General features: G+C 67.6%; 31 protein-coding genes. 21 read left to right on the plus strand and 10 right to left on the minus strand.

The genetic code is table 11. The features are described from left to right. The first annotated feature begins 63 nt into the window (after positions 1 to 63). From secY to EV652_RS41525, 5 genes are all read left to right on the plus strand, one after another. The gene (gene secY, locus EV652_RS41505) at positions 64 to 1,365 is read left to right on the plus strand and encodes a preprotein translocase subunit SecY (protein ID WP_132216303.1); all 1,302 of its coding nucleotides are present in this window, start codon (positions 64 to 66) and stop codon (positions 1,363 to 1,365) included. Continuing rightward, positions 1,365 to 1,937: an adenylate kinase gene (locus tag EV652_RS41510; protein WP_132216230.1), complete on the plus strand. Its 573-nt coding sequence runs from the start codon at positions 1,365 to 1,367 to the stop codon at positions 1,935 to 1,937. Before secY ends, EV652_RS41510 begins: the two co-directional genes overlap by 1 nt. Before the next feature lie 82 nt (positions 1,938 to 2,019). Next, complete coding sequence (gene map, locus EV652_RS41515; RefSeq protein ID WP_132216233.1) at positions 2,020 to 2,844, plus strand: type I methionyl aminopeptidase; 825 nt, start codon at positions 2,020 to 2,022, stop codon at positions 2,842 to 2,844. Between the two features lie 118 nt (positions 2,845 to 2,962). Continuing rightward, a complete protein-coding gene (locus EV652_RS41520; RefSeq protein ID WP_132216236.1) occupies positions 2,963 to 3,415 on the plus strand; it encodes a DUF1707 SHOCT-like domain-containing protein in 453 nt (150 codons plus the stop codon). Next, positions 3,412 to 4,236: a hypothetical protein gene (locus EV652_RS41525; protein WP_132216239.1), complete on the plus strand. Its 825-nt coding sequence runs from the start codon at positions 3,412 to 3,414 to the stop codon at positions 4,234 to 4,236. The genes EV652_RS41520 and EV652_RS41525 overlap by 4 nt, the downstream gene beginning before the upstream one ends. On the opposite strand, the gene EV652_RS41530 is transcribed toward EV652_RS41525, so the two are convergent. After that, positions 4,208 to 5,074, minus strand: a complete 867-nt coding sequence (locus tag EV652_RS41530; RefSeq protein WP_132216242.1) for an NAD(P)-dependent oxidoreductase — start codon at positions 5,072 to 5,074, stop codon at positions 4,208 to 4,210. The two genes, EV652_RS41525 and EV652_RS41530, sit on opposite strands and share 29 nt — an antisense overlap. 76 nt (positions 5,075 to 5,150) lie before the next feature. Here EV652_RS41530 and EV652_RS41535 point away from each other — a divergent pair, with 76 nt between their 5' ends. The 12 genes from EV652_RS41535 (at position 5,151) to EV652_RS41590 (ending at position 12,363) form a co-directional block, all read left to right on the plus strand. Then, positions 5,151 to 5,489, plus strand: coding sequence for a winged helix-turn-helix transcriptional regulator (locus tag EV652_RS41535; RefSeq protein WP_132216245.1), 339 nt, complete (start codon positions 5,151 to 5,153; stop codon positions 5,487 to 5,489). Between the two features lie 172 nt (positions 5,490 to 5,661). After that, positions 5,662 to 5,883: a translation initiation factor IF-1 gene (gene infA / locus EV652_RS41540; protein ID WP_012923661.1), complete on the plus strand. Its 222-nt coding sequence runs from the start codon at positions 5,662 to 5,664 to the stop codon at positions 5,881 to 5,883. 35 nt (positions 5,884 to 5,918) lie between these two features. After that, positions 5,919 to 6,032, plus strand: a complete 114-nt coding sequence (rpmJ, locus tag EV652_RS41545) for a 50S ribosomal protein L36 (protein WP_008361054.1) — start codon at positions 5,919 to 5,921, stop codon at positions 6,030 to 6,032. 202 nt (positions 6,033 to 6,234) lie between these two features. Beyond that, positions 6,235 to 6,606, plus strand: a complete 372-nt coding sequence (rpsM, locus tag EV652_RS41550) for a 30S ribosomal protein S13 (RefSeq protein ID WP_020388083.1) — start codon at positions 6,235 to 6,237, stop codon at positions 6,604 to 6,606. Positions 6,607 to 6,643: 37 nt separating this feature from the next. After that, positions 6,644 to 7,051 (plus strand): 30S ribosomal protein S11, encoded by a 408-nt coding sequence (rpsK, locus tag EV652_RS41555; protein WP_012923659.1) that lies wholly within the window; start codon positions 6,644 to 6,646, stop codon positions 7,049 to 7,051. A gap of 23 nt (positions 7,052 to 7,074) precedes the next feature. After that, positions 7,075 to 7,683 carry a 30S ribosomal protein S4 gene (gene rpsD / locus EV652_RS41560; RefSeq protein ID WP_132216248.1) on the plus strand — a complete coding sequence of 203 codons (609 nt, stop codon included), beginning with the start codon at positions 7,075 to 7,077 and terminating at the stop codon, positions 7,681 to 7,683. Between the two features lie 101 nt (positions 7,684 to 7,784). Then, positions 7,785 to 8,810 carry a DNA-directed RNA polymerase subunit alpha gene (locus tag EV652_RS41565; RefSeq protein WP_132216251.1) on the plus strand — a complete coding sequence of 342 codons (1,026 nt, stop codon included), beginning with the start codon at positions 7,785 to 7,787 and terminating at the stop codon, positions 8,808 to 8,810. 48 nt (positions 8,811 to 8,858) lie between these two features. Then, the gene (rplQ, locus tag EV652_RS41570; protein WP_132216254.1) at positions 8,859 to 9,548 is read left to right on the plus strand and encodes a 50S ribosomal protein L17, sunset domain variant; all 690 of its coding nucleotides are present in this window, start codon (positions 8,859 to 8,861) and stop codon (positions 9,546 to 9,548) included. 67 nt (positions 9,549 to 9,615) lie between these two features. Continuing rightward, complete coding sequence (gene truA, locus EV652_RS41575; RefSeq protein WP_132216257.1) at positions 9,616 to 10,443, plus strand: tRNA pseudouridine(38-40) synthase TruA; 828 nt, start codon at positions 9,616 to 9,618, stop codon at positions 10,441 to 10,443. Beyond that, a complete protein-coding gene (locus EV652_RS41580; protein WP_132216260.1) occupies positions 10,436 to 11,050 on the plus strand; it encodes a class I SAM-dependent methyltransferase in 615 nt (204 codons plus the stop codon). Before truA ends, EV652_RS41580 begins: the two co-directional genes overlap by 8 nt. A gap of 16 nt (positions 11,051 to 11,066) precedes the next feature. Next, positions 11,067 to 11,588, plus strand: a complete 522-nt coding sequence (locus EV652_RS41585; RefSeq protein WP_242002320.1) for a SigE family RNA polymerase sigma factor — start codon at positions 11,067 to 11,069, stop codon at positions 11,586 to 11,588. Next, the gene (locus EV652_RS41590) at positions 11,581 to 12,363 is read left to right on the plus strand and encodes a hypothetical protein (protein ID WP_132216265.1); all 783 of its coding nucleotides are present in this window, start codon (positions 11,581 to 11,583) and stop codon (positions 12,361 to 12,363) included. The genes EV652_RS41585 and EV652_RS41590 overlap by 8 nt, the downstream gene beginning before the upstream one ends. Before the next feature lie 3 nt (positions 12,364 to 12,366). Here EV652_RS41590 and EV652_RS41595 read toward each other — a convergent pair whose 3' ends face one another. After that, positions 12,367 to 13,425, minus strand: coding sequence for a hypothetical protein (locus tag EV652_RS41595; protein ID WP_132216268.1), 1,059 nt, complete (start codon positions 13,423 to 13,425; stop codon positions 12,367 to 12,369). Between the two features lie 111 nt (positions 13,426 to 13,536). Here EV652_RS41595 and EV652_RS41600 point away from each other — a divergent pair, with 111 nt between their 5' ends. Then, positions 13,537 to 15,219, plus strand: a complete 1,683-nt coding sequence (locus tag EV652_RS41600) for an ABC-F family ATP-binding cassette domain-containing protein (protein WP_132216270.1) — start codon at positions 13,537 to 13,539, stop codon at positions 15,217 to 15,219. Here EV652_RS41600 and EV652_RS41605 read toward each other — a convergent pair. Both EV652_RS41605 and EV652_RS41610 read right to left on the minus strand, forming a co-directional pair. Continuing rightward, a complete protein-coding gene (locus tag EV652_RS41605) occupies positions 15,216 to 16,205 on the minus strand; it encodes a glycoside hydrolase family 18 protein (protein WP_242002321.1) in 990 nt (329 codons plus the stop codon). The genes EV652_RS41600 and EV652_RS41605 overlap by 4 nt on opposite strands. 41 nt (positions 16,206 to 16,246) lie before the next feature. After that, a complete protein-coding gene (locus EV652_RS41610) occupies positions 16,247 to 16,795 on the minus strand; it encodes a TetR/AcrR family transcriptional regulator (RefSeq protein WP_242002322.1) in 549 nt (182 codons plus the stop codon). Positions 16,796 to 16,913: 118 nt separating this feature from the next. Here EV652_RS41610 and EV652_RS41615 point away from each other — a divergent pair, with 118 nt between their 5' ends. Further along, positions 16,914 to 17,369, plus strand: a complete 456-nt coding sequence (locus EV652_RS41615) for a nuclear transport factor 2 family protein (protein WP_132216276.1) — start codon at positions 16,914 to 16,916, stop codon at positions 17,367 to 17,369. 73 nt (positions 17,370 to 17,442) lie between these two features. Here the strand turns inward: EV652_RS41615 and EV652_RS41620 are convergent, their stop codons facing one another. From EV652_RS41620 to EV652_RS41645, 6 genes are all read right to left on the minus strand, one after another. Continuing rightward, positions 17,443 to 17,901, minus strand: coding sequence for a DoxX family protein (locus EV652_RS41620; protein WP_132216279.1), 459 nt, complete (start codon positions 17,899 to 17,901; stop codon positions 17,443 to 17,445). Positions 17,902 to 18,068: 167 nt separating this feature from the next. After that, positions 18,069 to 19,412, minus strand: coding sequence for a sulfatase-like hydrolase/transferase (locus tag EV652_RS41625; protein WP_132216282.1), 1,344 nt, complete (start codon positions 19,410 to 19,412; stop codon positions 18,069 to 18,071). A 15-nt stretch (positions 19,413 to 19,427) separates the two neighbouring features. Then, positions 19,428 to 20,255: a carbohydrate ABC transporter permease gene (locus EV652_RS41630; RefSeq protein WP_132216285.1), complete on the minus strand. Its 828-nt coding sequence runs from the start codon at positions 20,253 to 20,255 to the stop codon at positions 19,428 to 19,430. Then, positions 20,248 to 21,099: a carbohydrate ABC transporter permease gene (locus EV652_RS41635; protein WP_132216288.1), complete on the minus strand. Its 852-nt coding sequence runs from the start codon at positions 21,097 to 21,099 to the stop codon at positions 20,248 to 20,250. Before EV652_RS41635 ends, EV652_RS41630 begins: the two co-directional genes overlap by 8 nt. Continuing rightward, positions 21,096 to 22,352: a sugar ABC transporter substrate-binding protein gene (locus EV652_RS41640; RefSeq protein WP_132216291.1), complete on the minus strand. Its 1,257-nt coding sequence runs from the start codon at positions 22,350 to 22,352 to the stop codon at positions 21,096 to 21,098. Before EV652_RS41640 ends, EV652_RS41635 begins: the two co-directional genes overlap by 4 nt. Before the next feature lie 39 nt (positions 22,353 to 22,391). Beyond that, complete coding sequence (locus tag EV652_RS41645) at positions 22,392 to 23,393, minus strand: LacI family DNA-binding transcriptional regulator (protein ID WP_158441534.1); 1,002 nt, start codon at positions 23,391 to 23,393, stop codon at positions 22,392 to 22,394. A 218-nt stretch (positions 23,394 to 23,611) separates the two neighbouring features. On the opposite strand from EV652_RS41645, the gene EV652_RS41650 reads away from it, so the two are divergent. Together EV652_RS41650 and EV652_RS41655 are read left to right on the plus strand one after the other, a co-directional pair. Beyond that, positions 23,612 to 24,430, plus strand: coding sequence for an SDR family NAD(P)-dependent oxidoreductase (locus tag EV652_RS41650; protein ID WP_132216297.1), 819 nt, complete (start codon positions 23,612 to 23,614; stop codon positions 24,428 to 24,430). 207 nt (positions 24,431 to 24,637) lie between these two features. Then, positions 24,638 to 25,411 carry a dienelactone hydrolase family protein gene (locus EV652_RS41655; protein WP_132216300.1) on the plus strand — a complete coding sequence of 258 codons (774 nt, stop codon included), beginning with the start codon at positions 24,638 to 24,640 and terminating at the stop codon, positions 25,409 to 25,411. Positions 25,412 to 25,531 lie beyond the last annotated feature (120 nt).

Consider the following 25,531-nt stretch of genomic DNA (forward strand, 5'->3'; position numbering starts at 1 on the left):
TTGCCAAGCTGCTTTGCTAGGCCCCTGCCCTGACCGGGCAGAGGAAACATGTGGGAGGACAGGGTGTTAGGCGCCTTTGCCAACGCGTTCAAGACTCCGGACCTGCGCCGGAAGATCTTGTTCGTGCTCTTCATCGTCGTGATCTTCCGGATCGGTTCGGTCGTTCCGGCGCCAGGTGTCAACGTCAAGTCGCTGGACACCTGTCTCAAGCTCGCACAGGGCGGCGCCAACGCGAACCTCTACAACCTGATCAACCTGTTCTCCGGCGGTGCGCTGCTGCAGCTCGCGATCTTCGCGCTCGGCATCATGCCCTACATCACCGCCAGCATCATTCTGCAGCTGCTCACCGTGGTCATCCCGCGGTTGGAGTCGCTGAAGAAGGAGGGCCAGGCAGGACAGGCCAAGATCACCCAGTACACCCGGTTCCTGACCGTCGGGCTGGCGGTCCTGCAGGCCACCGCGTTCGTCGCGCTGGCGCGGACCCCGGGCCGGCTGTTCCAGGGCTGCCAGGAGCCGCTGCTGCACAACGACAGCTGGTTCCCGGTGGTCGTGATGGTGCTGACCATGACGGCCGGTACGGGCGTCGTGATGTGGCTCGGCGAGCTGATCACCGACCGCGGTGTCGGTAACGGTATGTCGATCCTGATCTTCACCCAGATCGTCGCCACCTTCCCCTCCCAGCTGTGGAGCATCCGCAAGGAGAAGGGCCTGCCCACCTTCGTGGTGGTGCTGGCGATCGGTCTCGTGATCATGGCCGCGGTCATCTTCATCGAGCAGGCGCAGCGCCGGATCCCGGTCCAGTACGCCAAGCGCATGGTCGGCCGCAAGATGTTCGGCGGCACCTCGACGTACATCCCGCTGAAGGTGAACCAGGCCGGCGTCATCCCGGTCATCTTCGCCTCCAGCCTGATCTACCTGCCGGTGCTGGTCAGCCAGTTCCAGCAGGACAAGCCCTGGGCGCAGTGGATCCAGGGCAATCTGGTCAAAGGCGACCACCCGATCTACATGATCTCCTACGTCGCCCTGATCATCTTCTTCACGTACTTCTACGTCTCGATCACCTTCAACCCGAAGGAAGTCGCGGACAACATGAAGAAGTACGGCGGCTTCATCCCCGGAATCCGGGCTGGACGGCCGACCGAGGAGTACCTGGGCTACGTGCTGTCCCGCATCACGCTGCCCGGCGCGCTCTATCTGGCGGTGATCTCGATGATCCCGCTGATCGCGCTGGTGCTCCTGAACGCGAACCAGAACTTCCCGTTCGGTGGTACGTCGATCCTGATCATGGTCGGCGTCGGTCTCGACACGGTGAAGCAGATCGAGTCTCAGTTGCAGCAGCGTAACTACGAAGGGTTCTTGCGCTGATGAGAATGTTGCTGATGGGTCCGCCCGGGGCGGGCAAGGGCACGCAGGCAAAGGTGCTTGCGGAACGCCTGAATATCCCGGCCGTGTCCACCGGCGACATCTTCCGTGCGAACGTCAAGGACGAGACGCCGCTCGGCCTCGAGGCGAAGCGTTACATGGACGCCGGTGACTACGTGCCGGACGAGGTCACCAACGCGATGGTGCGTGACCGGCTGTCCGAGGCGGACGCCGGCGACGGCTTCCTGCTGGACGGGTACCCGCGCACGCTGGCCCAGGTCGGCACGCTGGACGACATCCTGGCCGAGCACGGACACAGGCTGGACGCGGTGGTGGCGCTGGTCGCCGACATCGACGTCCTGGTCGACCGGATGCTGCGCCGGGCCCATGTCGAGGGCCGGGCGGACGACTCCGAAGAGGTCGTCCGGCACCGCCAGGACGTCTACGCCGCCGAGACCAAGCCGCTGCTGCGGGTGTACGCCCAGCGCGGCCTGCTGGTCGAGGTGGACGGCGTGGGCGAGATCGACGAGGTGAGCGAGCGCGTGCTCGCCGCCCTGAAAACCGTCACCGATTAGTAGCCGATTTTCCCCTGACGTCCGAAGAACTGTGGGTTTCGGCCCTCGGATCTTCGGACGTTGTGGATCAGTAGAGGAACAGATGATGTTCAGGGACCGCGGGATCGAGATCAAGACCCGCGAGCAGATCCTTTCCATGCGTGCGGCGGGCCTGGTGGTCGGCCGCACGCTGGAACTGCTCCGCGGCGAGGTCCGGGCCGGTATCACCACCGGTGAGCTGGACGCGATCGCCGAGGACAACATCCGTTCCTCCGGCGCCACCCCGTCGTTCAAGGGCTACCACGGCTTCACCGGCTCGATCTGTGCGTCGGTGAACGACGAGATCGTGCACGGCATCCCCGGTGGCCGGGTGCTGGCCGACGGCGACCTGATCTCGATCGACTGTGGCGCGATCGTGGACGGCTGGCACGGCGACGCGGCGATCACCGTCGCGGTCGGCGAGGTGGAGCCGGAGCTGCTCGAGCTGGCCCGGATCTGCGAGGAATCGATGTGGCGCGGGTTCGCCGCGGCGAAGCTCGGCGGCCGGCTGACCGACATCTCGGCAGCCGTCGAGTCCCACGTCCGGGCCAACTCGTCGTACGGGATCGTCGAGGACTTCGTCGGGCACGGGATCGGTTCGGCGATGCACCAGCCGCCGAACGTGCCGAACTTCGGCAAGCCGGGCCGCGGCCCGAAGCTGGTCGAGGGGCTGGCGCTGGCGGTCGAGCCGATGCTCACTCTCGGCAAGCAGGACAACCACACGCTCGAGGACGACTGGACCGTCGTCACCAACGACGGCAAGGCCGCCGCGCACACCGAGCACACGTTCACGGTGACCCCGCAGGGTCCGTGGGTGCTGACCGCCCTGGACGGCGGCGAGGCCAAGCTGGGTGAGCTCGGCATCCAGTACGGCGCCCTGGCCGACTGAAGCCATTACGGTACGGCCATTACGGTACGGCGGAGTCCGCTGACTCGCCGTACCGATGGACACCCGCGTCCACCCGTCGGGGGACGCCAAGGGCCTGCTGCTGAGGCACACTTGAGCCATGCCTCAGTACCAGCCGTACCAGCGTTTCACCGAAGCTGACCGGGACAAGATCGCCGGCCGGTTGCGGGACGCGTTCGCGGACGGCCGGCTGGACCAGCCCGAGTTCTCCTCCCGCCTCGACCAGCTCTACACCGTGCAGACGTACGGCGAGCTGGAACCGCTGGTGCGTGACCTGCCACCGGTGCGGACCTACCAGACTCCGGCGGTGGTGCAGGACAGCAAGCCGGCTCCGGCACCCGGTGAGTTCCCGGACCGGAAGCGGGACGCGCAACCGCAGCGGCACGGGCTGGCGGCACTCGGCGGCGGCTTCACCGGCGTCGTCGTGATCAACGTGGTGATCTGGTTCGTCATCGGCCTCGCGAACGGTGGGCACTGGCCGCATTTCTGGCCGGTCTGGCTGCTGATCCCCTGGACCCTGTTCGCCCTGAGTAACCTCGGAAAGCGCCGTTGACTGCGGACCAGGTCACCCGTCGCGTCACCGGCCCGCGGTTGCGGCCGGACTGGGGCTGGCAGCTGCGCCAGGGGTCTGCCCTCGTCTACGTGATCTGGTTCGCGGTCGCCGTACCGCTGGGGATCGCCGGACTGCTCCTGGAGCCGCGCTGGGTCGGCTGGATGGTGCTGGCCTGGTTCCTGGTCCTGGTGGGGTTCACAGTCGCTCTGCGGGTCGCTGACAGCCGACGGCGCAAGGCCTGGGGTGATGTCGTCCAGCAGATGGGCTGGCGGACCAGTGCGGACCGGCCGGAGTTGCTGGAGCGCTGGCCGTTCCCGCCGTTCTCGCTGGACCCGAAGGCCGAGGTCTTCGACGTGACCATGGGCCGGCACCGGGGCCGGGAGTTCTCGACCGGACGGTTCCGGCACAAGGTCGGACGGCGCGACCTCGGCTTCGACTTCCTTGAGCTGCAGGTCGATCGGCCGCTGCCGCCGCTGCAGGTGCTGCCGGCCGCACTGGCTCCGGTGGCGGCCGCGAGTCTGCTGCCGATCAAGATGACGTTCGACGGCCTGCAGGGGCGGTACTGCCTGTTCAACGGCCGGGAGGATCACGCCGACGCGGTGCTGCATCCGCGCTCGGTCGAGGCCCTGGCCGCGGTGCCGCCGTTCGGGTTCAGCAGCGAGGGCCGGCGATTCGTCGCGATCCTGCCGGCGTACCGCGACTCCGCCACCGCCCTCGCGCAACTGGACGCCGCGTGCGATCTGCTCGATCTGATGCCCGAGCAGATCTGGCGCGAAGGCGAACAGTGGGCGGCTACCCACCAGCCCGGAGCAGCGGGATGAGAGCGGCCAGGTCCTCGTCGCTGTGCCCGGCTGCCACCGCCTTCCGCAGCAGCTCACCCATCGGGGCGAGCAGTGCGGGATCGACGCCCTGGCCGACCGAGGTGTCGATCAGGTTGTCGTAGGCAGCAGCCTGCATCCCGAGGTTCGAACCCGCGGCACCCGGCTCGGGACCCTCGTCGAGATCCTTGGCGATCCGTGGCAGGCTGCCGAGCATCGCCGTCAGCCAGGGCAGCAGGAAATCCTCGGTGAACCGCACCGCGGAGACCTTCTCGCTGCCGGCCAGGGCCAGCGCGTGCTGGGCGCCGCCGAACATGCCGTACATCGCGCTGAGCAGGGCGATGTCATGCAATGCGGCCAGCCCCGGGTCGCTGCCGACGTACTCGGGCCGGGCCATCGCGGCGAGGTCGGCCTGGTGCCGCTCGAAGGCGTCCGGGGCGCCGCTGTAGAAGATGAAGGCGGCGGGTCCGCCGATCATCGCGGGGACGGCCATGATTCCGCCGTCCAGGTACGCAGCTCCGGCCTTGGCGGCCCAGGTCGCGGTGTCCCGGGCCTGTGCCGGGGTGCCGTTGGTCAGGTTGGCGACGGTCTTGCCGGTCAGATCGAGACCGTCGAGGGTGCTGCGGACGGTGGCGTCGACGAGCAGGCAGACGACCACGAGCGGACTGGCGGCGATCGCCTCGGCGGCGGTGGTGGCGCGGGTGGCACCGAGGGTGTCGAGTTCGGGGGAGCGGCCGGGGGTGCGGTTCCAGACGGTGGTCGGGTGATCGGCGGCCAGAAAGGCCCGGGCGAGGGCGGTACCCATCGCGCCGAGACCGAGGACGGTGACAGGAGTCTTCATGCGGGCCAGACTGGTGTGGCCCTTTAAGATGGACAAGTACCCACTAATTAGTCAGGTACAGACGGAAAGGTAAGTAATGGCTGCCGTGGTGCCGTACACCTGCGGGCTGGATGCCGCCGCCGACGTGATCGGCGGGAAGTGGAAGCCGCGGATCCTCTGGGCGCTGCACCACGGACCGCGCCGGTTCGGGGAACTGCGCAAGGAGGTCTCCGGGGTGACCGAGAAGATGCTCATCCAGCAGTTGCGCGAACTGGAGAGCCGGCACATCGTCCACCGGGAGGTCTTCCACCAGGTGCCGCCGAAGGTCGAGTACTCACTCACCGCGCTCGGCGAGTCACTCAACGAGGCGCTGGCGCCGCTGGATGCTTGGGGAACCGAGCACATCGGGGTCCTGGAAGCGTCCCGAGCCGGCTGAGCGGTCTCGATTGGGTTTCGCCTGGGTGGGTGGCGTACACTCTTTCCTTGGCTCTTTGTAGCCTCTGTCTCGTGCTGCCCGCGGCTGCCTGACGTACGTCGGGAGGGCGCCTGAGCCGGGCTGGGCCAGCAGTAAACCATCATTCAGTAGTCGTCTACAGAAGTGCGAGGACATGCCCAAAAAAGAGGGAGTTATCGAACTCGAGGGCACCATCGTCGAGGCCCTGCCGAACGCGATGTTCCGTGTTGAGCTGTCCAACGGGCACAAGGTGCTCGCGCACATCAGCGGCAAGATGAGGCAGCACTACATCCGGATCCTCCCCGAGGACCGGGTCGTCGTGGAGCTGTCGCCGTACGACCTCACCCGGGGTCGCATCGTCTACCGGTACAAGTAAGACCACCACCAACACCTGTCGAAGAAAGAAGCTCGATGAAGGTCAATCCGAGCGTCAAGAAGATCTGCGACAAGTGCAAGGTGATCCGCCGTCACGGCCGGGTCATGGTGATCTGCGAGAACCCGCGGCACAAGCAGCGGCAGGGCTGACCAGCCCCACTCGAGCAGCACACAGCACTTTCGCACCACAGCGCGCACGCTCATCCAGCACACAAGCTGTCCCGTTGGATGCTGCCCCCGGAACAGAGGCCGGGGCCTTGCCGGTGAAGTGTCAATCAGTTGGCAAACTCACCGAGGCGGGCAAGGACGCGGCGCGCCACCACACCTCTGCCGACGAAAGGAACACCGCCACATGGCACGCCTCGTAGGGGTCGACCTGCCGCGCGACAAGCGCATCGAGGTCGCTCTCACCTACATTTTCGGTGTAGGTCGTACTCGCGCCCTGAAGACGCTCGAAGCCACCGGGATCTCCGGTGACAAGCGCGTCCACGAACTGGGCGACGAGGAGCTGGTGAAGCTCAGGGACTTTATCGAGGGCAACTACAAGATCGAAGGTGACCTCCGTCGTGAGGTGACCGCGGACATTCGCCGCAAGATCGAGATCGGGTCGTACCAGGGTCGCCGGCACCGCAGCGGCCTGCCGGTGCGAGGTCAGCGCACGCGGACCAACGCCCGCAGCCGTAAGGGTCGTCGCAAGGCGATCGCCGGCAAGAAGAAGAAGTGACCCGATGAGCCCCGAACTTTCCAGGAGTATCTGACCTATGCCTCCCAAGAGCCGCACCGCGGCCGGCGCGAAGAAGGTGCGCCGCAAGGAGAAGAAGAACGTGGCCGCCGGCCACGCGCACATCAAGAGCACGTTCAACAACACGATCGTGACGATCACCGACCCGACCGGCGCGGTCATCTCGTGGGCTTCCGCGGGCACCGTCGGCTTCAAGGGTTCGCGCAAGTCGACCCCGTTCGCCGCGCAGATGGCCGCCGAGGCCGCCGGGCGCCGGGCGATGGAGCACGGCATGCGCAAGATCGACGTGTTCGTGAAGGGTCCCGGCTCCGGCCGTGAGACCGCGATCCGTTCGCTGGGTGCCGTCGGCCTCGAGGTCGGCACCATCCAGGACGTCACCCCGACCGCCCACAACGGCTGCCGCCCGCCCAAGCGGCGCCGGGTCTGATCTTCCGAGAGGAGCACTGAACTATGGCCCGTTACACCGGACCTATGACCAAGAAGTCGCGCCGTCTCGGGGTCGACCTCGTCGGTGGCGACAAGGCGTTCGAGCGTCGTCCGTACCCGCCGGGTATGCACGGCCGCGGCCGTCCCAAGGAGAGCGAGTACCTGCTCCAGTTGCGCGAGAAGCAGAAGGCCCGCTTCTCGTACGGCGTCCTGGAGAAGCAGTTCCGCCGGTACTACGAGGAGGCCTCGCGGCGCTCCGGCAAGACCGGTGACAACCTGCTGATCATCCTGGAGTCCCGGCTGGACAACGTGGTTTACCGCTCCGGCCTGGCCCGGACCCGGCGGCAGGCCCGTCAGCTCGTCGTGCACGGTCACTTCACCGTGAACGGCATCAAGGTGAACATCCCGTCGTACCGGGTGGCTGCCCACGACATCATCGATGTCAAGGCGAAGTCGGTCGAGACGACGCCGTTCATCATCGCCCGGGAGACGCACTCCGAGCGCGTCGTCCCGGCTTGGCTCGAGGTGATGCCCGAGCGGCTTCGCATCCTCGTGCACCAGCTGCCGACCCGGCAGCAGATCGACACCCAGGTCGCCGAGCACCTGATCGTCGAGCTCTACTCGAAGAACTGATCCTGATCCGGCCGGTGGCCTCCGCGCCGCCGGCCGGACACGGTCTGTTCTTCACCTTCGCGGCCTCAAATAGTGGTCGTCGCGGAAAAAGGACACAGAAAATGCTTATTGCACAGCGCCCCACCCTGACCGAAGAGGTCGTCGAAGAGCACCGTTCGCGGTTCGTGATCGAGCCGCTCGAGCCGGGCTTCGGCTACACCCTCGGCAACTCGATCCGCCGGACCCTGCTGTCCTCCATCCCGGGTGCCGCCGTGACCAGCATCAAGGTCGACGGCGTCCTGCACGAGTTCTCCACCGTGGCCGGGGTGAAGGAGGACGCCACCCAGCTGATCCTCAACCTGAAGGACCTGGTCGTCTCCTCCGAGCACGACGAGCCGGTCACCATGTACCTGCGCAAGCAGGGCCCCGGTGACGTCACCGCCGCGGACATCGCGCCGCCGGCCGGTGTCGAGGTGCACAACCCGGACCTGAAGATCGCCACCCTGAACGAGAAGGGCCGGCTCGAGATGGAGCTGGTCGTCGAGCGGGGCCGGGGCTACGTCTCGGCGATCCAGAACAAGTCCGCCGACGCCGAGATCGGCCGGATGCCGGTCGACTCGATCTACTCGCCGGTGCTCAAGGTCACCTACAAGGTCGAGGCGACCCGTGTCGAGCAGCGCACCGACTTCGACCGCCTCGTGGTCGACGTCGAGACCAAGCCGTCGATGCTGCCCCGCGACGCCGTCGCGTCGGCCGGTAAGACGCTGGTCGAGCTGTTCGGTCTGGCCCGCGAGCTGAACGTCGAGGCCGAGGGCATCGACATCGGCCCGTCGCCGGTGGACGAGCAGATGGCGGCCGACCTGGCCCTGCCGGTCGAGGACCTGCAGCTGACCGTCCGCTCCTACAACTGCCTCAAGCGTGAGGGCATCCACACCGTGGGTGAGCTGATCTCGCGCAGCGAGCAGGACCTGCTGGACATCCGCAACTTCGGCTCCAAGTCGATCGACGAGGTCAAGCTGAAGCTGGCCGAGATGGGCCTGTCGCTGAAGGACTCGCCTCCTGGCTTCGACCTGCGTGCGGCCGCCGAGGCCTACGGCACCGAGGCGGACGACGAGGACGAGAGCTTCGCCGAGACCGAGCAGTACTGAGTCAACCACCCCCGGGTCCGAGCGGCCTGAGATTCCTGGAGTCAAGAGATGCCAACCCCCACCAAGGGTGCCCGGCTGGGCGGCAGCCCGGCGCACGAGAAGCTGATCCTCAGCAACCTCGCGACGTCGCTGTTCGAGCACGGCGCCATCACCACCACCGCGGCCAAGGCCAAGCGCCTGCAGCCGCTGGCCGAGTCGATGATCACCAAGGCGAAGCGTGGTGACCTGAACTCGCGCCGTCAGGTGATGAAGCGGATCAAGGACAAGAGCGTTGTGCACGTGCTCTTCACCGAGATCGGCGAGCGGTACGCCGACCGTCCGGGCGGCTACACCCGGATCACCAAGCTCGGCCCGCGCAAGGGTGACAACGCGCCGATGGTGAAGATCGAGCTGGTCGAGGCGCTGGCCGAATCGCCGAAGGCGAAGAAGGCCGCCAAGAAGGCGCCGGCGAAGAAGGCCGCTGCGAAGAAGGCCGACGCCGAGCCCGAGGTCGAGGACGTTCAGGACGAGAAGGTCCAGGATGTTGTCGCGGGCAAGTACGAGGGCTCGGCCGCCCCGAACGCCGACGGCTCCGCGCCGGCCGGCTTCGTCATCAAGGGCAACGAGAACTCGATGAAGTACCACACCGCCGAGTCGCCGTGGTACGACCAGACCGAGGCCGAGGTCTGGTTCAAGGAAGAGGCGGACGCCGAGGCCGCGGGCTTCACCAAGGCCGGCGAGACCGAGGACGACAAGTAACACCTGAGCTGTCCGACAGCGCCCCCTCACTTCACGGTGAGGGGGCGCTGTTGCGTTAGATTGCACTGTGTTTGACGGTACTGGGCGCTGGCGGATCGACCTGAGGTACGACGGAACAGCCTTCCATGGCTGGGCCCGTCAGGAAGGTCTCCGGACCGTGCAAGGTGTGCTGGAGGAGACGCTCCGCGTCGTACTGCGGCTGCCTGAGCCTCTGACGGTCACCTGCGCCGGCCGGACGGACACCGGCGTACATGCCCGTGGTCAGGTCACCCATGTGGACATCGAAGGCGCTGTAGAGCCGCTGAGGCTGCTCAGAAGCCTGAACGGCGTACTACCCGAGGATGTAGCTGTCACAGCCGTTAGACAGGCTCCAGAGGGCTTTGACGCCCGTTTCTCCGCGCTGGCGCGCCGATACGTGTACCGCTTGTGTGACGACCCCGCAGGCTGGGACCCGCTCACACGGGGTCATGTACTGCGTGTGGGCCGCCCACTGGACGTGGACCGGATGAACGCCGCCGCAGCCGGACTGCTCGGCGAACACGACTTCGCGGCCTTCTGCAAGAAGCGGGAGGGCGCCAGCACAGTGCGGGCCCTGCTGGAGTACTCCTGGCAGCGGACCGGTGTGGGACAGCTGGAGGGCACTGTGATCGCTGATGCCTTCTGCCACTCGATGGTCCGGGCTCTGGTGGGTGCGCTGATCCCGGTGGGGGACGGACGACGTGATGTGAGCTGGCCGGCCGCCGTACTGGCTGGGAAGGTGCGGGACTCGGCTGTGTCGGTCCTGCCCGCGCACGGCCTCACACTGGAGGAAGTGCGCTACCCGGCCGACGACGAGCTGGCCGCACGGGCACTGCAGGCCCGGCAGGTCAGGGGAGAGGTGCACCAGCGTGGCTGACCACTACTTCTCGGCGGAGCCTGGCTCGGCCGACGTACGCCGTACTGTCGAAGCCCGGATCTGGGGACGCGAGTACACGTTCACCACCGCGACCGGAGTGTTCTCCAGGGACCGCTTGGACATCGGTACGGCAGTATTGCTGCGCGAGGTGGATCCACCGGCCGAGCCCGGCACGTTCCTGGACCTGGGGACCGGCTACGGCCCGATCGCGTGTGCACTGGCCGTGGAGGCGCCGGAGGCCCAGGTGTGGGCGGTCGATGTGAACACGCGGGCGCTGGAGCTGACCGCGGAGAACGCCGGTAAGGCCGGAGTCGCCGACCGGGTGCATCCGGTGCTGCCGGACGACGTACCGGAGGACGTGCGGTTCGACCAGATCTGGTCGAACCCGGCGATCCACATCGGCAAGCCCGAGCTGCACAGGATGCTGCTGCACTGGCTGGCTCGCCTTGCCCCCGACGGCGTGGCATGGTTCGTCGTCGGCAAGAACCTGGGCGGCGACTCACTGCAACGTTGGCTGACCGACCAGGGCTACCCCTGCGTGCGGGTCGGCAGCGCGAAGGGTTTCCGGGTACTGCGTGCAACGAACGCGGGTCCATCGCCGTCCTGAGGGTATGGAGGCAGCCTTGGCGGCAGCAGAGGCACGATCGGGCCCGATCGACTTCGAGCTCTGGGTGACCGAGAAGGCGGACGCGCTGCTGCGCTTCGCCTACGTCCTGACCGGGGACAAATCCCTGGCTGAGGACGCGGTGCAGGACGCCCTGACGACCGCCTGTGCCCGCTGGGGCCGGGTGAGCCGTGCCGACGACCCCGAGGCGTACGTGAAACGCATGGTGGTGAACGCACACATCTCCTGGTGGCGTCGCTTCCGCCGCCGGGAGGCACCCGCCGCCGACCCTGTGCGGACGGGGCCACCGGCTCCGGACGGTGCCGCGGACAGAGCCGAGTCCGATGCCGTCTGGGAGCTGTGCTCGACGCTGCCGGACAAGCAGCGGGCAGCCGTCGTACTGCGCTTCTACGAGGAGCTCTCGTACGCCGAGATCGGCGCACTGCTGCACTGCGCAGAGGCGACCGCCCGGTCGCATGTACACCGAGCACTGGCAGCACTGAAGACCACGCTGAGCAAGGAAGGAGCCGAGGATGCCTGAGCACGAGCCTGAGCAGGAGCTCGGCCCCAAGATCGCTGACGCGTTCCAGCAGCAGGCCGGCGCGGCCAGTGGTCCGCGCGGCAGTGTGCTGGCGGCAGAGGCACGTCGGCGGGTCCGCAAGCGCCGGCAGGGAATGGTGATGGCCGCGGCGGCCGTAGTGGTGGCTGCGTCGATCGGAGGTGTCTGGAACGCGATCGGAGAGCCGTCGCCGATCGCATCGAGCTCCAGGGACAGCAGCAGTGAGAGTGCGGCGGGGTCCGGGACGGAGTCGGAGTCCGGGTCGCGCTCACCGAAGTTCGTACCCCCAGCGGCGGATGCGGCCTGCCCGGCCGACCACCCGATCCTGCGAGCGGCCGGCGGCAACGCCGTACCGCGGGCGACCGGACTGGACGTCGAGATGCCGGTGTTCGGCATGCAGGCGTGCCGCTACCGGCTCACACCGGGTGCCACGATGCTGCTCGGCCAGCAGCCCTTCAACGCCGGCATCGCACAGCAGGTGGTCGACGCGATCAAGGTGCTGCCGGAGCGGAACCCGGACCTGCCGGTGTTCAAGTGCACACCACAGACCGCGCAGCCGTCGGAGGCGATCGTGCTGCGGTTCGACACGTCTGCCGGTATCCGGGAAGTCTGGGTCCAGTACGACGGCTGCGACTCCGCCGGCTTCTTCACCGGCTCACGCACCTTCGGCCTGTACGCCGCCCCACTCAAGCTCTTCATGACCGGACAGGTCCGTCCACCTGGCGGCACCTACCTGGACGCCCTCAAGGACTGGTGAGGGTCACTCGACAGCCTGACCGCGGTCCCGCCTGAACGGCAGCACGCTGGCGACCGCCGCCGCTGCCGCCGCGGCTCCTGAGGCTGGACCACGCACAGCCGCCGCCGTTCCTGACGCTGCACCACCACCTGCTGCCGTGCCCCCGCCGGTCGCAGACCTACCCGCTCCTGTGTGCTCGCCCAGGAATCGCCGCATATCGGCACGTGCGTCGTACTGCGTCCTGAGCGAGGTCAGCCGCTTGCCGACCTCGCGAACGGCCCGCCGCGCGTGCTCTGCGCCGAGGTCGGCCGCCCGTTGGGGCGTGACCACGGCCGGCCGATCCAGGTCCTGGTACTTCGCCAACGCCCCGAGCTCGGATCGGAGCGGCGCTGCGAGCCAGGCCCGGAACTCGGTGCGGTGCTCGGCCAGGTCACTCAGGCGCTTGTCGATGATCAGGTCGGCCATCGCGTTGTAGCGCTGCGGCATCGGGGTCTGATGAATCGTCGACCGGATGTCGTCAGGATCCCGGTCGGTGAGTTCGGCGAGACCGTGCACCACGCCGTCCAAACCCTCGTTGTAGGCGGAGTACGGCCCGTCGCCGGTGATGTGCAGGTCGAGGATCCGCGGCACGTCCCGGTCCATCCCGATGTCTCGAATGACGTCCGTCTCGATCCGCATGGTCTCGGTGTCGGCGAGCGCCTCCTCCAGGGCTGTCTCCTCGGGCGACCCGTGCCAGACCGCCTCCGCCGCGCTGTCGTCTCCCGGGTCGGAGAGGTGGTGCACTGCCTCGTGCACGACGACGTACGCCGCGGCTCGAGCCGCCACGATCTGATCGGGGGTGAGCGGGGCCGTCGTGTCGTAGGCCCGCATCACCGGGTCCAGGACATCCGCCCGGCTGAGGAGCAGCGGCCCGTCGGCCACCGCCTTGCCCCCTTTGAAGCCGCTCCCCTCTTCGAAGAGCTGGCGGTTCCAGCGCGACGTCCTGCCGGTACGGCGTTCCACCGCCGCCACGACACTCGACACCCACTCGTATTCCTGCGTCCCCGGCAGGATCTCCGCGCCAACGCAAGCCCAAGGTTTCACGGGGTGATCCTGCCGTTCGGGAGGGTCTCAGTCCCTGTTGCTGGCGCCGGTCGCACTAGTGGTTGACGATATCCGTTCGCCTGGGTGGGGCTGGGTTGTCAGACTGTTGGGATGGGTCACGTGGATGTGGGTGGGGTCGGGTTCGAGTTGCCGGACGGGCGGGTGTTGCTGGACGACATCACGTTCCGGGTCGGGGACGGGGCCAAGGTCGCTCTGGTCGGGGCGAACGGGTCCGGCAAGACCACGTTGACCAGGATCATCGCTGGTGACCTGAAGCCCCACAGCGGCAGCATCGCGCGGTCCGGTGGGCTCGGGGTGATGCGGCAGTTCGTCGGCTCGGTCCGGGATTCGTCGACCGTGCGCGACCTGCTGCTGTCGGTTGCACCGGAGGCGATCCAGACGGCCGCGGCCAAGCTGGACAAGGCCGAGTTGGCGATGATGGAGGCCGAGGACGAGAAGACCCAGCTCAAGTACGCGCAGGCCGTGTCGGACTGGGGTGAGGTCGGCGGGTACGACGCTGAGGTCCTCTGGGACGTCTGTACGACGGCCGCACTCGGCATACCGTTCGACCGCTGTCGCTGGCGCGACGTGAAGACCCTGTCAGGCGGTGAGCAGAAACGCCTGGTGCTTGAGGCCCTGCTCCGCGGTCCCGACGAGGTCCTGATGCTCGACGAGCCGGACAACTATCTCGACGTGCCCGGGAAGCGCTGGCTGGAGGAGCAGCTCCGCACCACCGACAAGACGGTGCTCTACATCAGCCACGACCGTGAGCTGCTGGCCAACACCGCGACCCGGATCGTCACGGTGGAGCTCGGTGCCGCCGGCAACTCGGTGTGGACGCACGGTGGCGGCTTCAAGACGTACCACGAGGCCAGGCAGCACCGGTTCGAGCGCTTCGAGGAGTTGCGCAAACGCTGGGACGAGGAGCACGCCAAGCTCCGTGCGCAGATGCTGATGTACAAGCAGAAGGCGGCGTACAACTCCGACATGGCGTCGCGCTACCGGGCGGCGCAGACCCGGCTGCGCAAGTTCGAGGAGGCCGGGCCGCCGCAGGCGCTCCCGCGTGAGCAGAAGGTCAGCATGCGGCTCACCGGCGGACGCACCGGCAAACGTGCGGTGGTGTGCACCGGCCTGGAGCTGACCGGTCTGATGAAGCCCTTCGACCTGGAGGTCTGGTACGGCGAACGCGTCGCCGTACTGGGGTCCAACGGGTCCGGCAAGTCGCACTTCCTTCGGCTGCTCGCCAACGGTGGTTCCGACCCCGATGTCGAGCACCGGCCGGTCGGCGACGTACAGGTCGCTCCGGTGCTGCACACCGGCAACGCCAAGCTGGGTGCACGGGTGCGACCGGGCTGGTTCGCGCAGACGCATGAGCACCCGGAGCTGGTCGGCCGCACGCTGCTGGAGATCCTGCACCGGGGTGACGAGCACCGGGAGGGCATGGGCCGCGAGCTGGCCTCGCGGAAGTTGGACCGGTACGAGCTGGCCTATGCGGCGGAGCAGACGTTCGACAGTCTCTCCGGTGGTCAGCAGGCCCGGTTCCAGATCCTCCTGCTCGAGTTGTCCGGTGCCACGCTCCTCCTGCTCGACGAGCCCACCGACAACCTCGACGTCGAGTCAGCCGAGGCTCTGGAGGAAGGCCTCGACTCCTTCGACGGCACGGTGCTCGCAGTGACCCACGACAGGTGGTTCGCCCGGGGCTTCGACCGCTACCTGGTCTTCGGTGCCGACGGCTCGGTCTACGAGTCCAACGAACCGGTCTGGGACGAGGGCCGCGTCGAACGCGCTCGTTAAGGGCTGACGCACCAGCCATCGCGGTAGGCGGCCCAGTGGTCCGGGGTCGCGGTGAAGTCGACGTACATGGCCAGGCCGAAGTTCTGGCGGTTCGAGGTGCCTAGGGCGAGCCGGGCGCCTCGGACCGCTGCGGTGACGGTCTCCGCATGGCCCCAGTGGGACGGGTTGCTCTCCCAGTAGGCGGGCAGCCCCATCAGGAGGGCCGTCGCTGCAGGCGTTGCCTCCAGAGCGAGCTTGGTCTGCTGGGCGACATACCCGCCGTACAAGGACTCCAACGGCATGGCGGTGTCGTAGGACATGACAGCGATCTGTTCGACCCGGCGAGCCACCTCGGCGAAGTAGTCCTGTGACCACCACTTGCCCTCGTCGGTCAGGGCCAGCGGGAGGGCGTTGACGCGCCAGAGCGGCTCGAGCTGTGCTGCCGCAACGGACAGCGGTACGCCGCGCTTGGCCGTCAGCACATGCGTTTCGTCCAGTACGGCGAGGAAGCCGGCCGACCCGGACTGCACCGGCTCGAAGTCGAAGTGGATGCCCTGAAACCCCTGGTCGAGTACGGCGGCCGACGACGCCACGACCCGAGTCCGTACGGCCGGGTCAGCCAGGTCCATCCCCGGGTTCTTCCCCGGCTGCACGATGTCGCCCAGCCACGCCTGCACACGTACGTCGGGAGCCGCGGCCCGCATCGCCGACGTGAACCACCGCGCCCGTGGTGACACCTTCGACAGCGGCAGCGTGCCGTCGTGTTCCAACGGACCGGCGTGGACATAGAGATCCCGGATACCCGTGCCGTCGAGCTGACGGGCCAACGCGGTCACGTCGGCCTTGGTCTTCCGCCCGTCCACCCAGGCGTGACCGAGCCACAGTGCGTCGTTGTTGCGCGTCCACGCCTCGGCTGTCGGCTCACCGACGTACCGCACCCGCAGCGACACCGCGTAAGCCCCGAGCGGGACCGGCACGAGCAGTACGAAGGCGAGCACCAAGACCATGAACACTCGGCGCTTACGAGACCAGTTGTTCCAGCGCCGCCTCACGGACGAGGCCGCAGACCGTCGAAGATCAGGCCGAGCATCCGGTCGCGGACCTCCGGCTCGAGCCCGACCGCGGTCGCGCCGCGGGATGCGCCGATCAGCAGCGCGTACACCGCGGCCAGCCCGGCGTCACGTCGTACGACGCCGTCCTCCTGAGCGCGCTTGAGGAGGGTGTCGAAGGCGTCCCGCAAGCCGCCACCCGCCTTCTTCGCGTCCGCGCCGGCGGCCGAACCCGCCGCGGTGAGGGCCTCGGCGATCGCCAGCTTCGACGCCGACTCCGACACCACCTGGGTGAAGAACCCGAAGAACGCCTCTCCCGGGAAGTTGCTGTCGGCCAGTTCGATGGCCCGGTCGCGGAGCCGCTCGAGTCGCAGGGTGAGCACCGCCTCGAGCAGATCGGTCTTGGTGGGGAAGTGCCGGAAGACCGTCGCGATGCCGACACCGGCCAGTTTCGCCACGTCGTCGGTGGACGCACTCGGCGACTGGCCGAACACCTCGTCCGCCGCGGTCATGATCCGGGCCCGGTTGTCCCGCGCGTCTGCTCGCACCCTGCTCCCCTTCGTCGCCCCTCAGCCTAGGAGACGCCGCCACTCGGCGATGGGTTGTAAACGAAGTCAGTACTCCGTATATTCGGAGTCGCTACTCCGTTTATCCGAGAGGAACCCGATGACTCCCGAAGAGGTCTTCCTGAAGCTCGTCCACGGTGTCGCCGATGGCGATTTCGACGCGCTCCCGGCGCTGTACGCCGAGCAGACCGACGTGCGCCATCCGATGAACCCGTACGGCGACCTCCCGCTGCTCAGCCGGGACGCCCTGCGCGAGCACTTCGGCCTGAACGCGCCGCGGGTGGCCGGGACGATCCGGTTCCAGCCGGAGAACATCCGGATCCACCACACCGCCGACCCGGAGGTGATCGTGGCCGAGTGCGACTACGCCGGGACGGTGATCGCGACGGGGGAGCCGTTCACCGCGCCGTGCGTGTTCGTCCTCCGCGTCCGGGACGGACTGATCGTCGAGTCCCGCGACTACATCGACCACGTGGCGATGAGCCGGGCCCGCGGCCAGGTCGGCCAACTCGTGGCGCAGCTCACGGAACCGGCCGGAGCGTCTGCTGCGTCCTAGTCCGCAGAGGCGCCGGATGGCCCCGGACCGAGGCAACGGAGCCCGCCCGGGGCCATCTCCAATTCTCTCAACGTCAAGCCCGCAGCCGCAGCGGCGATGCGGCCAGAGCCTTGGCGGCGATCACCAGACCGGCGGCCGCCAGCACGATGTCCTTCAGCACGTACTGCGCTTCCAGCGTCGGCGTGCCGGGGAACAGGTCGCCGAAGAACAGCACCAGCGGCGACATGATCCCGACCAGCGAGAGCCCGAGGACCAGCAGCCCGGTCCGCAGGAACTTCCCGGTGACCAGGGTCAGTCCGATGAAGCACTCCATCAGCGCGGTCAGCAGGACAGCGTTCCGCCCGTCGATGATGCCGAGGGTGAGCGTGTCGATGGTGCGCATGACCAGCGCCTCAGCCGGGCTCGCGCTGGGGAAGAACTTGAGGACGCCGAAGCCCAGGAAGATCAGGCCGAGGCTGACCCGGAGGATGTCGACACTGTGCCGGCCGAGCACTCCGGCGATGCGGTCTCCCTTGTGGATCAAGGCATTCATGGCGGTTTCTCCTGTCGCGATTCGATGTGCCATCAGCCTCGCGAACACCACCCCTCTACCGCGTCGGCCCGACGACGGCACTCCTCCTACCCCGGCCGAGGTAGTACGCCGTACTCCCGCAGTCCCCGTACGGCGTACTCCTCAGGGTGACCCCTAGGCCGTACGGATCACTCCAGCAACCGGCCGTCGAGCTTCAACCGCCGGACCGTGGTCTCCGGGAACCGCCCGCGGTCGCGCACATCCGGATAGGGCTCGATCGTCACGTCCCGTCGTTCGATCCGCGCGACCTGAGCGATCAAGGCGGCCCGCAGTTCGGTGGCGAGCTCCTGGTGGCCGGTGCTGTCGATCAGGTTGTTCAGCTCGTAAGGGTCGGCGGTCAGGTCGTACAAGGCCCGCTCGACATACTGCTCGGACGCGGGCTCGTCACCCACCTCCGGTGCATGGACGTAGTACTTCCACCGGTCCGTCCGCAGCGCCCGGCCAACCTCCGACTCGCTGACTTGGATCAGCACACCGTCGCTGGACGTCCGTTCACGCAGGGGTACGCCGTCCAGATGCTCAGGCAACTCGATCCCGGCCGCGTCGAGCACAGTGGGTACGACGTCCACGGTGCTGACCGGTACGCCGACGCGCGTACCACCGCGGTAGCCGGGCCCCTCCACGACCAGCGGGACTCTGACCGACCCGTCGTGCGGTGAGCGCTTGTACTCGCTGTTGCGCGTCTTGAAGTGGGAGCCGTGGTCCGACGTGTAGACGACCAGAGTCTCGTCCAGCAGATCCAGACTGACCAGTGCGTCACGGAGCCGACCGAGGCACTCGTCGACTCGCTTGATCTGGCCGTAGTACCCAGCGGCGTGCTGGTGCGCCGTACCTGGAAGGGTGGCGAGGTCCGGCGGCAACCACGCGCCGTTGTAGGTGTCCCGATAGACCTCGGGGGCCGGGTAGTCGTCGTGCTCGTTCTGGTGGTGCGGCTCGATCAACGAGAGGAAGAGCATGAACGGGCGGTCGCCCTCCGAGGCCCTGGCGACGAAGCGGATCGCCGCGTCGGTCAACGCGTCCGGTCGGTAGCCGGGCAGGCGCACGGGTTCGCCGTCCCGGTCGTAGACGACGGTCCGGTACGCGTCGGAGGTGAACTCGAGCAGGTTCGACCCCAGCCAGAAGTCGTAGCCGCCTTGCTCGGCAACGGGAACGGGTTCCTGGGTGCCGAGATGCCATTTGCCGATGTAGCCGGTCTGGTAGCCCGCCGTACCGAACAGCCGGCCGAGCGTCGGCGCATCCGTGGGCAGCGGCACGTTGTTGCGATACACGCCGGTGTTCGTCGGGTACATGCCCGTCTGCATCGCCGCGCGGGCCGGTGCGCAGACCGGATTGGTGGTGCACGCGGCCTCGAACATGGTGCCGTGCCGGGCCATCAGGTCGAGGTTGGGAGTCAGGCCGAGGGGACAGCCGGCGGCGCCGACGGTGTCCCAGCGCTGCTGGTCGGTGAAGAAGACGATCACGTTAGGGCGCATCAATTGACTCCACGGTTATTTGATTCCGGACAGCGCGATGCCCTCGACCAGGAACTTCTGCGTGATCACGAAGAACAACGCGGTCGGGACGAACAGCAGCAGCGCGCCGGCCGCGGTCAGGTTCCACTGGGTGAAGTACTCCTGGTTGAACAGCGTCAGCCCGATCGGCAGGGTGCGCATCTCGGTCCGGCTGGTGGCGATCAACGGCCAGAGGAACTCGTTCCACTGGAAGACGAAGGTGAACAGCCCGAGCACCGCCAGTGCGGGTTTGCACTGCGGCAGGATCACCCGCAGGTAGATGCGGAACTCGCCGGCGCCGTCCACCCGGGCCGCCTCGATCAGCTCGTCCGGCAGCGGCCGGATGAACTGCCGCATCAGGAAGATGCCGTAGGCATCCATCAGGAACGGGACGATCAGCCCTTGATAGGTGTCGATCCAGCCGAGGTTGGCGAAGATCGCGTAGATCGGCAGCATCCGGACGAAGAACGGCACCATCAGCGTGGACAGCACCGCGACGAACGCGATCCGCTTGCCCGGGAACTCCATCTTCGCGAACACGTACCCGACCAGCGGGTCGAAGACCAGGTGCGCGACCGTGATCGCCCCGGCCATCACGAAGCTGTTCACGAAGAACCGCCCGAACGGCGCCGCCTCGAACAACCGGGTGAAGTTCCCCCACTGCAAGTCAGCCGGCCACAGCACCGGATCACCCGACTGCACTTCGGCATCGCTCTGCAACGCCAGCACGATCATGTACAACAGCGGCAGCACGGTGACGAGCCCGAGTGCCACCAGTACGACGTACGCCGCCAGTCGGTCACCGGGGAACAGCCGTTCACGCATTGGCCCGGTCTCCGATCCTCAGCTGCAGCAGTGAAAGCACCAGGACGACGAGAAGCAGCAGCACCGACAGTGCCGACGCGTACCCGAAGTCGTTGTCGTTGAACGCGACGATGAACAGCCGATGGGCATAGAGCGAGGTCGCGTTCCCGGGGCCACCGCCGGTCACGATGTACGGCAGCGCGAACTGCTGCAGCGTGCCGATCAATCCGATGATCGACACGAAGAGCGTCGTCGGTGCGAGCAACGGCAGCGTGATCGCGAAGAACCGCCGCCACGGGCCGGCGCCGTCGATCCGCGCGGCCTCGTAGTACAGGCCCGGGATGCCCTGCAGACCGGCCAGGAACAGGACCATCGTGTAGCCCGCGCCGGACCAGACCGCGATGCCGACGATCGTCGCCAGCGGGTGCGTACTCAGCCAGGTCTGACCGGGCAGGCCGAGGGACTCGAGCAGCCGGTTGAGGATGCCGACCTGCGGATCGAGGATGTTCCGCCACAGCAGCCCGACGATCGAGACCGACGTCAGATACGGGATCAGGAGCACCGAGCGGAACAGTGTGCGGCCCGGCATCGTCTGGTTGAGGATCACGGCCAGTCCGAGGCCCATCGCCGTACCGACGATCAAGGTCCCTGCGGCGTACAACAGGGTGATCAGGAACGAGTGGAGGACTTCGGGATCGCTCAGGGCGCGGCTGAAGTTGCCCAGGCCGACGAACGAGACCCCGTCGGCGTCGTACAGGCCGGTCAGCAGCTGGTTGCCGATCGGGAGGAAGAACAACAGTACGAAGAACAGCACCGCCGGAGTCAGGAAGAGCCACGCGGTCGCCGCCTGACGCCGGCGGGTCACAGAGCCGCCCCGGCCTGCTTGCGGAAATCGGCCAGCGTCTGCTCGACCGGCGCGTGCTGGATGATCATCTGCTGGTAGGCCTTCTTCCACAGCTCAGCGATCTGGGCGGCCTTACCGCTGGCGGACAACGCGACGTCCTGCTTGGCCACCACCGCGAGGGCCTTGGCGATCGTGCCCAGGTCGGGGTCGGCGGCGACGGCCGGATCGGCGGCCCAGCTCTTCCGCGGCATCGACATCCCGGCCTCCTTGGTGGCGGCCAGTTCGGTCTTCACCGCGGTCAGCTTGGTCAGCAGCTCCCAGGACAACTTGGGGTCCCTGGCCTTGGCCGGGATCATCAGGCCGGCGCCGGCCATCGACGAGGCCTGAACCGAGCCGGTCAGCGGTACGGCGAGACCGAGGTCGATGTCGGGGCTGCCCTGCCGGATCGGGCCGATGTCCCACGGCCCGGACACGAACATCGCCGCCCGCTTGGCCGAGAACAGCTTCTGCGGACCGGAGTAGTCCGTCGTCGCCACCGGCGCGGGGGAGACCTTGTGGGTGAAGATCAGGTCCTGCATGTACTGCAACGCGGTCCGCGCTCCGTCGGCCGGCATCATGAACTGCTTGCCGGCAACCTGGCTGAAGTCCACCTTCTGCTGGCTGTAGAACGGGGCGCTGTAGCTCGCGTCGGCGTTGAGCGCCGTACCGGAGACCTTGTCCTTGGTCGTGGCCTTGGCGGTCTCGAGGAACTCCTCCCACGTGGTCGGCGGCTTGTCGACCAGCTCCTTGTTGTAGAAGACCAGCCCGTTCGCGGTCAGGTGCAGCGGGATCGAGTACGTCTTGCCCTCGTACTGCCGGGCGACCACGGCCTGGTCGATGAAGTCGCCGGGGAAGCCGAACGCCTGGTCCGCGGCGGCGAACTCGTCCAGCGCCAGCACGTTGCCGGCCAGCCCGTACTGCGTCCCGGTCCCGGCGGACACCTCCTCGACCAGATCCGGCACGTTGCCGGACCGGAAGTCCGCGGTCAGCTTGGTGGTGAGATCCGGCCACTGGAACTTCTGCCAGTTCATCTGCAGGTCGTGATCCTTGCCGAACTGGTCGATCACTTCCTTGTAGGCCTGATAGCCGTGCCCGGCGTTCCAGTAGATGGTGAACGTCCGGGCGTCCTGCTTCTTCGCCGCCGGGGTGGCCGGCGAGCAGGCGGTGCCGACCGCGCCGAGGACGGTGACACCGAGCCCGAGCTGGAGGAACGAGCGGCGGTCGAGAGAGGGCATGACGAACCTTTCCAATGGCGTGGGGGTACGGCGGGAGGGCTAGGCGGAGACGCGGCGGTTCAGGACCCAGGGCATGGACAGCTCCCGGGCCGGCAGCGTGGGGTCGTCGATCCGTGCGAACAGCGCCTCGACCATCTCGGTGAAGTCCAGCTGGTACATGCCGACGCTGGTCAGCGGCGGTGACGAGTAGGTCGCTTCCAGGGTGTTGCCGGTGCCGATCACGGCGAGGTCGTCCGGCACCTTGAAACCACGGTCGACCGCCGCCTGCAGTGCGGCGAACGCACCCCGGTCCGACTCCGACACGAGCGCGTCCGGTGGTTTCGGGGAGTCGAGCAGGTCGCGGACCACGACGACCGCCTCCTCCCGCGAGGCCGCCCCGATGCGGACCAGCTCCGGATCGACGTCGAGCCCGCGCGCTTGCAGGGCGTCGACGTACCCGAGGTACCGGTCGTCGTTCCGGGCGGCGTGGGACAGGAACGCGATCCGCTCCCGCCCTGCGTCCAGCAGGTAGGCGGTCGCCTCCGCGACGGCTTGCCGGACGTTGTTGCGTACGACGTCCACGCCCGGCAGCTCGAGGTGGTCGCTGAACGCCAGCAGTGCCCGGGTGGATCGCCGGGCCGCGGTCAGATCCAGGTCGTCGCTGAGGCCGGGCGTGAAGATGGCAGCGTCCACATGGCCGCGGGTGATGACGCGTAACGACTGGGCTGCGCGGTCCAGGCGTCGTACCGGGACTCCGATCACGGAGTAGCCGTGCGCGGCGGCGATGTCCTCGCACTCCATGGTCAGCCGGTCCAGCCAGGGGCCGACCGGTGGGGCGTAGACCAGTGCGATCAGCTCGGACCGCTGGCGGCGCAGGCTCCGGGCGGCGGTGTTGCCCTTGTATCCGAGCTGACGGGCAGCCTCCTCGACCCGGCGCCGGGTCGGCTCGGGCAGCGGCTTGGTCCGGTCCGCCCGTCCGCTCAAAACGTACGAACAGGTCGCCACGGAAACCCCGGCAGCCGCCGCCACATCGCTCAGCGTCGTCCGGCCTTCCCTGATCATGGTGAAAGCATTAACCTGACCCCAAGACCCGGTCAATACTCCTAACTTGGTTAATTCACTACACATTAACCAATCGGGGTGGCGCAGCGCGGGGTTTGCGGACGATCGGCGCCGCCAGGTGGCAACGATCTTCCGCAGAGGATGAGCGGGGTGGGGGGCGGCGGTGCCGTTGAAGCGGAGCGGCCGAGTGTGTCGGTGGGCGGTGTTAGCTTCGGGTGATGGGGAGACTTGTGGGGAGGGTCGCGCTCGTCACCGGGGCGAGTCGCGGCGTGGGGAAGGGGATCGCTCTCGGGCTCGGTGAGCAGGGAGCGACCGTCTATGTCACCGGCCGGACCGAGGTCGGTGGTTCACCGACGACGCCGTTGGACGGCGCTGTTCAGGAGACGGCCGAGGAAGTGACGGCCCTCGGTGGGCGCGGGGTGGCGATCGCGTGCGACCACCGCGATGACGAGCAGACGCGCCAGGCCGTCGCGCGGGTGGTGGCTGAGACCCGGCGTCTCGACGTACTGGTGAACAACGTCTGGGGCGGCTACGAGTACTTCTGGGACGGTACGGAGTTCTGGCTCGAGGCCGGTTTCTGGACCGCGCCGATCGACCGGTGGGACTCGATGTTCCAGGCCGGCGTGCGGGCTCACTACGTCACCAGCGTGGTCGCGGCGTCGACGATGGTCGCCCAGGGTTCGGGGCTGATCGTCAACGTTTCGTCGGATGCCGCGGGCAAGGACGATGCCGGCGTGAGCTACGGCGTAGCGAAGGCGGCGACCGACCGGATGGTCGCCTGCATGGCGCACGAGCTGCGCGAACACGGCGTGACCGCCGTGTCGTTGTACCCCGGCCTGGTGCGGACCGAGTCAGTTCTCCGCGCCGCTGAGTACTTCGATCTGTCCGACTCGGAGTCACCGCAGTACGTCGGTCGCGCGATCGCGGCGCTGGCGGCCGACCCCGAAGTCATGCGCCACACCGGTCAGGTGGTGCGGACGTCCGAACTCGGCCAGGAGTACGGCTTCACCGACATCGACGCCCCATCAGGTTCGTGATCGACCCGACGTTCGATGGCACAGAAATGGTTGGCCGGGGGCGTGGTCGGGTTGGTAGCTTGCTGGGTGTCGTGACGGTGCGCGAGGAGGTGAGACCCATGAAGGCTGTACGTACGTGGGTGCTCCCCTCGTTGTCATGGCTGGGCGATTGACGTAGGGGTCGCCGGGAGCGCCTCAACCACAAGGCACTCCCGAAAGGCAACACCTATGCATTCTGTGCGTTTTACCGCGGAGACATCGTCGAACGGTGTCGTTGAACGCGACTTCCTGGTGGGCGAGATCCCCGGCGTGCTCTGGTCGCCCGTAGCCGGCTCCGATCACGCGCCCCTGGTGCTGATGGGCCATGGTGGCGGCCTGCACAAGAAGACGCCGGCCCTGATGGACCGCGCCCACGACCTGGTGACCACCTGGGGTTTCACCGTGGTCGCCATCGATGCACCCGGGCACGGCGATCGCCCGCGGTCGGCGGAGGACGAGCGGACCCGCGCCGACTTCCGCGAGGCCCACGCGACCGGAGACGCCGTGCGCTTCAAGTCGATCAGCATCCGGTACGGCGCATCGCTGGCGGAACGTGCGGTACCGGAATGGCAGGCGACCCTGGATGCCCTGCAGACACTGCCGGCGATCGGCACCGAAGCGCCGATCGGCTACGGCGGCGGCATCACCTTGGGCACGGCGATCGGGATACCGCTGACGGCGATCGAACCCAGGATCACCGCTGCCATCTTCGGTGGCGGGTTCTTCGCGCACGAGGCCCTGATCGAGGCGGCCCGACGGATCACGGTCCCGATCCAGTTCCTGCTCCCGTGGGACGACGAACACGTCGACCGTCAATCCTCACTCGCGCTCTTCGACGCCTTCGCCACCAAGGAGAAGACACTGCACGCCAACCCAGGCGACCACCGCGCCATCCACTGGCTAGGCCTCGACACCGAGTTCCTCCCCCGACAGCTCGGCGCGATTAGCACCTCACCGGCCTGAGGACACGAAAACGGCCCCTCCGGAAGGGCGGTTTCAAGGGGTCGTTGCAACACCGCCTTGGTTTCTAGGTGGTGAGTAGATCACGCAAGCGCTCGGCTGGGGTGTCCCAGTCGAGCGTTT

This window comes from Kribbella steppae (assembly GCF_004342025.1).
Classification (GTDB): Bacteria; Actinomycetota; Actinomycetes; order Propionibacteriales; family Kribbellaceae; genus Kribbella; species Kribbella steppae.